Genomic DNA, 7007 nt, shown 5'->3' on the forward strand with positions numbered 1-7007 from the left:
CACCAGAATAGTAAATTATTGCACCAGCGGGCTAAAAAATCTTGGTCGCGGTGAATAAAAATGATGCCGCACACATTAAAAAAGGCCGTACTTTGACGGCCTTATCATCATCTACCGAATCATCAAGAATAGGCTTAAAAACGATAACTGACGCTCACTCTCACCATACGTGGCTCAACGGGATGATAGTGTAAATCTTCAACACCTTCTGCAGCTTCACCGGGTAAGCGTGAAGAGTAAAAATAATCAATGTCGTGATCTTTACTATCAAACACGTTCAGCAGTTCAAGCTTAGTATCGAAGCGGCGGAACTCGTATCCTAACGCGAGGTTAACTAATGTGGTGGCATCGGCTTTGTGCTCATTAAAACTATCGAGTACTCGCTCACCCAAATGTCGTACACGGATACTGGAATATATGCCTTCATTATCGGGTCGGTAGGTTATCCCTGCACTACCCACAAAGGGAACCGCACCATCAATATACTTTCCTTCTTCAAACTGATTCTCGGTGAAGCGAGCTTCAGTCCACGCCAGTTCCATATCAATACTCAGTTGGTCGTTAAGCCAATAATAAGCAGTTAACTCAGCACCATAGCGCTCTGACGCTCGACTAGACTCTGTATTCCCAGCATCGCCAACAAACATCAACTCTGAATCTAATTGCAGATACCACAATGCCGCTGAAAAGTTGATAAAGTCTCGATCGTAATACTTAACCCCAAATTCGCCCCCATTGGAACGTACTAATAAGTCAACTTTATCGGTATCCTCGCCAGTCACAGGATCTACATTGATGGTCGCGCCACGGGCATCATTAGAATGTAATCCTTGGCCAGCATTCACATACAACTCAAGATGATCGCTCCATAAATAAGACGCTCCCGCTTTGAGGCTGAACATACCATCGGACGAATCGCCACTGTTAAGCGGATCATCACTGTCGACCTGCACATCAAAATAATCGTAACGTAGCCCAAGATTAAAACGCCATTGTTCAGCTGGCAGCCACTCAACTTTACCAAAGATGCCACTCGACAACTCTTGCACTTCATCAAGCCTTACCGTATTCAGCCGTTGTCGCGCCTGAGTGTTATACAAACCCACTGCGCCAATATCGTCATAACGCACATCGCCGCCCACACTGTAATTCAGTTGAGTGCCACCAAGTGAAGTCTGCCAATCACGCTTAAGATCGCCGCCCCAAATCGTGCGTTCATCGACTTGTTCAAACTCATCACCATTGATGGGATCGTTTAAGAAATAGGTAAAATTAGAGAATAAATTCATAGTCGAGCGAATGGCGTAGACATTTCCCTGCCAATCACCCGCATCGTAATTAGCTGAAACGCTATAACGGTTAGATTCACCGCCGACGTCTTTATCTAAAGATCCGTAAAAATCAATTAATCCAGAATCCACCGCACGGGAGGGGATCTGATCCGCCGAATTCCAGCTGTTGTCGTAGGCCATCATAGTGACGCTTAAGTCACCCTCACCGAGCCGAGTTAAATAACGCCCGACGACACTGATCTTACTCACATCCTCATCAATATCCGTCCACGGGCCATCATAGGTTTGTGCCTCACCACCCCAAATAAAACGCCCCATGTCAGTATTCAACTCCTGAGTCGCCACGAGTCGCTGGTAGCCATATTCACCGAAGGTGACGCCGACTTGATTAGCAGGCAACTCATCGGCCAGCATTAATTGAGCCGCACCCGCCGCTGAAAAATCGGCCACTTCTGGATAATAAGAGCCTTTGGCATAGCGGATCTCACCCAAAAGTTCTGGGATTACAAAGTTAAGATCGGTGTAACCTTGGCCATGTCCATGGGTACGCATATTGACCGGCATACCGTCAACTTGGGTATTGAAATCGGTACCATGATCCAAGTTAAAGCCGCGTAAGAAATACTGATTCGCCTTACCCGAACCACTGTGCTGAGTCACTATCATTCCTGGAACAAATTCTAAAATTTCTCCAGTACGTAATAAAGGACGGCTGGCAATTTCCGCCGCACCAACAATTCCCTCCGATGCGGATGTACTATGGCCTAAGGTATTAATTTGTCTGCCATGAACCTCAAGTCGTTCAATATTATCCGTAGCTGTTTCGGCAATAACGGCACTTGATAAACCACAAAGTGGAAATAACCAGAAGACCAGTTTCATCCTTTATATCCTTATGCTGATAATCGATGGTGCCGATTTAACCCGCTAATGGCATATAAAAAACAGATCTTGCTCAAACTCTAGCGAACAAAAAACCAACAAAAGACAGGAGAGTTAGCTTTCTTTGTGCGATATCGCACGTTTTTATTCATTGAAGGACAAAATGTCCGTCGATATATCACGTTTCTTTAGCGTATTAAATTAATAAATAGAGATAAAAATGGGCTGGCTTTAACCCTAAAAACACGCAAACTAGACCCATAAATTCATACCCATCGCAATTTAAAAATGGCATCACATGCACACAGATTTAATCCAACATATTGACTCAGCTGAAATGCTTGAATCTTTATTGACTCAGCATGCTGCTATGTTGCTGTTATTTGGCGCACCACATTGCGGCGTGTGCCAAACGCTCAAACCGAGAATTGCTGAGCTGTTAGCGCAAGAGTTCCCGCTGATGCAGATGGCCTATATTGATTGCCAAACCCAAGCAGAGATAGCAGCGAGCCACAATGTATTTACCCTACCTGTGGTGGAATGTGTGTTTTATGGCAAAACCTTTGGACGGTTTTCTAAGGTTTTTTCGTTAGCGGATATTAAAGAGGCGCTTGCCCGCCCCTATGGTTTAATCGTGACGGAATAATCCAAATTAAACGGTAATATTATTTGTTTACCAACGGTCTAAAACCGGCGTAATGCACTGACTTGTCGAACTTTACCTGTGCTACTGGTGCTTCTATAAGGCGTGATGGGCTAGCTTTACTACCGCAACCACAACCGTCTCCTGTAGAGTGACAACATCCTCCCTTGGCGGCATGCTTTAGTGATGCTCGGCCTTGGGATGCATCCGTCAACCTAAGGTTAAGATCCGCTGTTTGCGCCAGTAAAGCCGCCACTGTTTGACTCGCACTCCCTTTACTCACACTGATCCCCGCAGCCAATAACTTTCCTAACATCCGCTCACCGATATTCTGTGCAATCACAATATCGGTACCCTGTTGAATAATCAGCTCAAGCATGACTTTTTTGGCACTACAGTCCCCCTCAAGCGCTGGGTTATCAAGCAGTTTAATCAGCTGAGACTGTTCGTTATAAAAACCAATTTGTAGGGCTTTAGTAAAGTGACTGGCGAGCCGCTCACGGCTCATTGGCATGGCAATAATCATAATAAATCCTTATCTGTTTGGGTTGGCAGCCTCAAAGCTTGACCTTGAGTAATCGCCGTCGCCACTTTTTTACGGGCATTGGCGAGCAGGTAACCAAAGGTTTGCCGAGAAATCCCCATTAAGGCTGCGGCTTCAAGTTGGCTTAATCTTTTAACATCCCCTAGGTCGAGGGCTTCAAACTCATCGGCCTCTAATTGAATATGGGTTAATTCAATCGCGGGGATCCCATTAGGCTTAAATAGACTACAGGGTACACAGCTTGATAATTGGCGGCATTTTTTAGGTCTTGGCATAAATGTTTTTATCTTTAAGTCGTCTTACATGTTTTTAAATCGTCTTTTAGATCTTGGTGCACTTCTTGTTTACAGCGCACGACACTCGGGCTCATCTAGCTAAGGGAGTCCATAGCTCTGGATTCTCAAGCCTGATAACTGACTTGAGAATAAGTTCAGTGAATGAACCATAAAACTGCCACGAGTTTCTGGCCTAGGCCAAAAACTATTATTCGCGCCAACGACATTAAAAACTGTAAGACGGCTCACAGTTACCTATATCAAGCATGACTAATTAACAGAACTACTGTCTGGCGAATGGGGGATTGAACACTAGGGAGATACCATCATTATCGATATATGGTGCATCTCAGTTTTCACTGGAATATGAAAATCTTTCGCACCACAGGTATATTGCCATTGAGTGTGACTAACACACTCAATGGCAAGCACCCAGTAAGGCCAATCTTAACCTGCATTGGGGTGCCGAGGGATACTGACAAACTCTGCAAACAAGTAAGCAGCCGTTAACCTGCTGTGATTGATGACGTTTACTGATTAAAACGGGTTAAATCCTCAGACTCGTAATCACTCACCTGCACCGAATAACCGTCGCCCTGCTTAATAAAATCCACGAAATGATGAATAGCAGGCAACGCATCTTCCCTATGGTGCGACACGTACAACAGCTGACTTAGATGATGCTCGGCAATCATCTCCAGCGCCCGCATCACTAAGGTGCGATTGATAAAATCTAAGCCTTGATACGGCTCATCTAAAATCAGCAATAATGGCTGTTTAATCAAGGCGCGACCTATCAGCAATAACCGCTGCAGACCATAATCGAGCTTCCTAAAGCTAGTGCTCGCAAGCCCGCTCATATGCAAAATGGTTAGCCATTCCTTGGCCAAATCTAACTGAGGTTTAGTGGGTTTATGGTACAAACCAATCGAGTCAAAAAAGCCTGAAAGCAGCACATCTAGTGCCGAACAGCTAACGCGATATTGCAAGTGCAGCGCCGATGACACTATACCAATCCGTTGTTTAATCTGCCAAATACTCTCGCCACTTCCTCGAGGTCGACCAAAAAGCGTAATGTCGTTGCTATAGCATTGGGGATGGTCGCCTAAAATCAGCCCTAGCAAAGTGCTTTTTCCGCAACCATTTGGACCGCGAACTTGCCAATGCTGCCCCGCTTCGATACGCCAATTCACCCCACTAAAAATCAGCCCACTGACATATTCCACTTTGCCATTTTTAATCTCCACCAGTGGGGAAAACGCCTCGGCGTTATGCCGTTGCCGCTCCATCAAGGCCAAGAGTTCATCACTGCGCTGCGCCGATAACGCATTAAGCTGCGCCGATAACGCATTAAGCTGCGCCATCACCGGATGATTGTGCCATTGCTCAATTAACATAGGTGGGCTGAGTTTATGCACACTCTGCCCCGATTTGAGCATCTCGCCATTAAACAGCGCCACATGGCTTATGCAGGGCGGCAATTCTTCTTGGCGTGAGGTGATGATCAGCAACTGAGTATGCTCAGCTACCTCACTCAGCAGCTTAGATAAACTCGTTTGATGCTCAGTATCAAGCCCTGCGTAAGGGTCATCTAAGATCAGCAATTGCGGTAACATTGCCAGCGCGCGCGCCAGCATAACTCGGCGCGTCTCGCCAGTTGATAACTGCTGAAAACCACGCAAACGCAAATGTTCAAGCCCAACTTTTTTTAATAACACCGGGAGTTGGCTAGCGTCTTGGCAGCATTCAAGCACTAAGGATTCAACACTTGAGCCGTAATCTAACTCGTCTTTTTCTAACTCGCGCTCCAGCAACGCTTGCTGCTGCCCAAGTGACACCCAACCGATACGTTGCGGCAGGCCAGTAATCATCCCTTCATCGGGTTGAATATCACCGGTTAATATCCGCCCAAGCAAAGAACCACTGTAACTATCAGTCGCAAAAATCGCCCAGTGCTCTGCAGGGTGCAGTTGCCATTCATCGACGACTAGCACCTCATTGTCACGCCCGTATCGCAACTGTTTAACCACAATACTTTTGTCTTGGTTCGCGACAACATCAAGCATAGCCACAGTTCCTTCTATTTTTAAGGGGATGATAAAAGCGGCATAACGTAATTGCACAAAGCAATCCTGTTAAGTAACACAATCACTTCGCACGAAAATAGCTCAAGCTTTTATCAGTAGATTAATAAGGGATAAGTCATCAGAGTAAAGCTTATTGAAAATAAAATCTAATGCGCTGAATGGCATAGATAAGGGGCTGTATAATGCAATGGTCAAGCTGGTATGAGGCAACCACTCTGACAGAACTGTGATAAAATCAGCCCCTATTTAACTTTCATATCAACAAGGTATTGTAATGAACCCCATTATTGCCATCTTAAAAGAACATAACGTCAGCGACGCTAAAATTCACGAGCTATTTCAAACATTAACCGAAAATCCATTAATGGCGATGGGCACGCTCGGTCAATTAGGTATCCCAGCCGAAAAATTACAACAACTGCTGGGGTTAGTGATGCAGAAACCAACTTTGATTAAAGAAGCCGTACTCGAACTCGGTTTGGATTTCTCAAAAGTAGAAGCCGCAAAAGCCAAACTGCAACAATAAGCGCCAACTTTTGAAGTCTGTCGCCATCATGCGCTAGGGGAATACGCGTAACTCAGCTCCCCTAGCGAATGTTAAAACCACTAAACCGCAAAGTAACTAAACCTCACAGCAACAAAACCCCACAGCCATTGACGCTCAAAATGATCAATACCAAGTGAACTAACTGTTTTGCGCCTGCCACTCCTCAATCGCCTCTTTTGCCGTTCTAAAAGCTTCAATCCCCGCGGGCATACCGCAGTAAACGGTGCAATGCAGTAAGACTTCTTGAATTTCTTCAACCGAGCAGCCATTTTTTAGCGCCCCCCGCACATGGCCCTTTAACTCAGTCGGCGCCTTTAATGCTGCCAGCGTCGCAATGGTAATCAAGCTGCGCGTTTGCCTTGAAATGACATCACGCACCCAAACCTCACCCCAGCAATTGGCCGTGACTAAATCTTGCAGCGGTTGCGTAAAATCCGTCGCACTACTGAGCGCCTTATCTACATAGCTATCGCCCATCACAGCACGACGCACCTCAAGCCCCTTCTCGTATTGCTCATCGTTCATCGATGCATCCTTCTTCTTATGTGATTAAGCTATGTGATTAGACTTATTGAACCGCCGCGAAAGCTTGGAATACTCAAAGACACCTATATTTTTCTTGTAAATAGCTCAGAAAGAAATGTGTCTGCTGAGATGGTCACCTCGGCCTCGGCATCGCAATGTGCCATGATTTAGGTGCACAAAATCTGACTCGAGGTGACCGATATGAACTATAA

Annotated in this window: 7 protein-coding genes; 2 read left to right on the forward strand and 5 right to left on the reverse strand. The window is 45.6% G+C overall.

Annotated elements, in window-relative coordinates; all coding sequences use genetic code 11:
* Positions 1 to 134 precede the first annotated feature (134 nt).
* Positions 135 to 2174 carry a TonB-dependent receptor gene (locus L2717_RS06740; RefSeq protein ID WP_220772511.1) on the reverse strand — a complete coding sequence of 680 codons (2040 nt, stop codon included), beginning with the start codon at positions 2172 to 2174 and terminating at the stop codon, positions 135 to 137.
* Between the two features lie 298 nt (positions 2175 to 2472).
* Between L2717_RS06740 and L2717_RS06745 the strand changes: the two genes are divergently transcribed.
* Entirely contained in the window at positions 2473 to 2820 is a 348-nt protein-coding gene (locus tag L2717_RS06745) for a thioredoxin family protein (RefSeq protein WP_220772509.1), read from the forward strand.
* 19 nt (positions 2821 to 2839) lie between these two features.
* Here L2717_RS06745 and L2717_RS06750 read toward each other — a convergent pair whose 3' ends face one another.
* The 3 genes from L2717_RS06750 to L2717_RS06760 form a co-directional block, all read right to left on the reverse strand.
* Complete coding sequence (locus L2717_RS06750) at positions 2840 to 3343, reverse strand: NifB/NifX family molybdenum-iron cluster-binding protein (RefSeq protein WP_220772507.1); 504 nt, start codon at positions 3341 to 3343, stop codon at positions 2840 to 2842.
* Positions 3340 to 3636 (reverse strand): DUF134 domain-containing protein, encoded by a 297-nt coding sequence (locus L2717_RS06755; protein ID WP_220772505.1) that lies wholly within the window; start codon positions 3634 to 3636, stop codon positions 3340 to 3342. The genes L2717_RS06750 and L2717_RS06755 overlap by 4 nt, the downstream gene beginning before the upstream one ends.
* Positions 3637 to 4166: 530 nt before the next feature.
* Positions 4167 to 5702 (reverse strand): ATP-binding cassette domain-containing protein, encoded by a 1536-nt coding sequence (locus L2717_RS06760; RefSeq protein ID WP_220772549.1) that lies wholly within the window; start codon positions 5700 to 5702, stop codon positions 4167 to 4169.
* Between the two features lie 295 nt (positions 5703 to 5997).
* On the opposite strand from L2717_RS06760, the gene L2717_RS06765 reads away from it, so the two are divergent.
* Positions 5998 to 6249, forward strand: coding sequence for a DUF2999 family protein (locus L2717_RS06765; protein WP_115406969.1), 252 nt, complete (start codon positions 5998 to 6000; stop codon positions 6247 to 6249).
* Between the two features lie 159 nt (positions 6250 to 6408).
* Here the strand turns inward: L2717_RS06765 and L2717_RS06770 are convergent, their stop codons facing one another.
* Positions 6409 to 6795 (reverse strand): carboxymuconolactone decarboxylase family protein, encoded by a 387-nt coding sequence (locus L2717_RS06770; RefSeq protein WP_220772503.1) that lies wholly within the window; start codon positions 6793 to 6795, stop codon positions 6409 to 6411.
* Positions 6796 to 7007 lie beyond the last annotated feature (212 nt).

This window comes from Shewanella glacialipiscicola (assembly GCF_023283485.1).
GTDB lineage: Bacteria > Pseudomonadota > Gammaproteobacteria > Enterobacterales > Shewanellaceae > Shewanella > Shewanella glacialipiscicola.

What these genes read in the sequence shown, in the direction of transcription:
- L2717_RS06740 (WP_220772511.1), bottom strand. Translation starts at nt 2,174, where the DNA reads ATGAAACTGGTCTTCTGGTTATTTCCACTTTGTGGTTTATCAAGTGCC.
- L2717_RS06745 (WP_220772509.1), top strand. Translation starts at nt 2,473, where the DNA reads ATGCACACAGATTTAATCCAACATATTGACTCAGCTGAAATGCTTGAA.
- L2717_RS06770 (WP_220772503.1), bottom strand. Translation starts at nt 6,795, where the DNA reads ATGAACGATGAGCAATACGAGAAGGGGCTTGAGGTGCGTCGTGCTGTG.
- L2717_RS06750 (WP_220772507.1), bottom strand. Translation starts at nt 3,343, where the DNA reads ATGATTATTGCCATGCCAATGAGCCGTGAGCGGCTCGCCAGTCACTTT.
- L2717_RS06755 (WP_220772505.1), bottom strand. Translation starts at nt 3,636, where the DNA reads ATGCCAAGACCTAAAAAATGCCGCCAATTATCAAGCTGTGTACCCTGT.
- L2717_RS06760 (WP_220772549.1), bottom strand. Translation starts at nt 5,702, where the DNA reads ATGCTTGATGTTGTCGCGAACCAAGACAAAAGTATTGTGGTTAAACAG.
- L2717_RS06765 (WP_115406969.1), top strand. Translation starts at nt 5,998, where the DNA reads ATGAACCCCATTATTGCCATCTTAAAAGAACATAACGTCAGCGACGCT.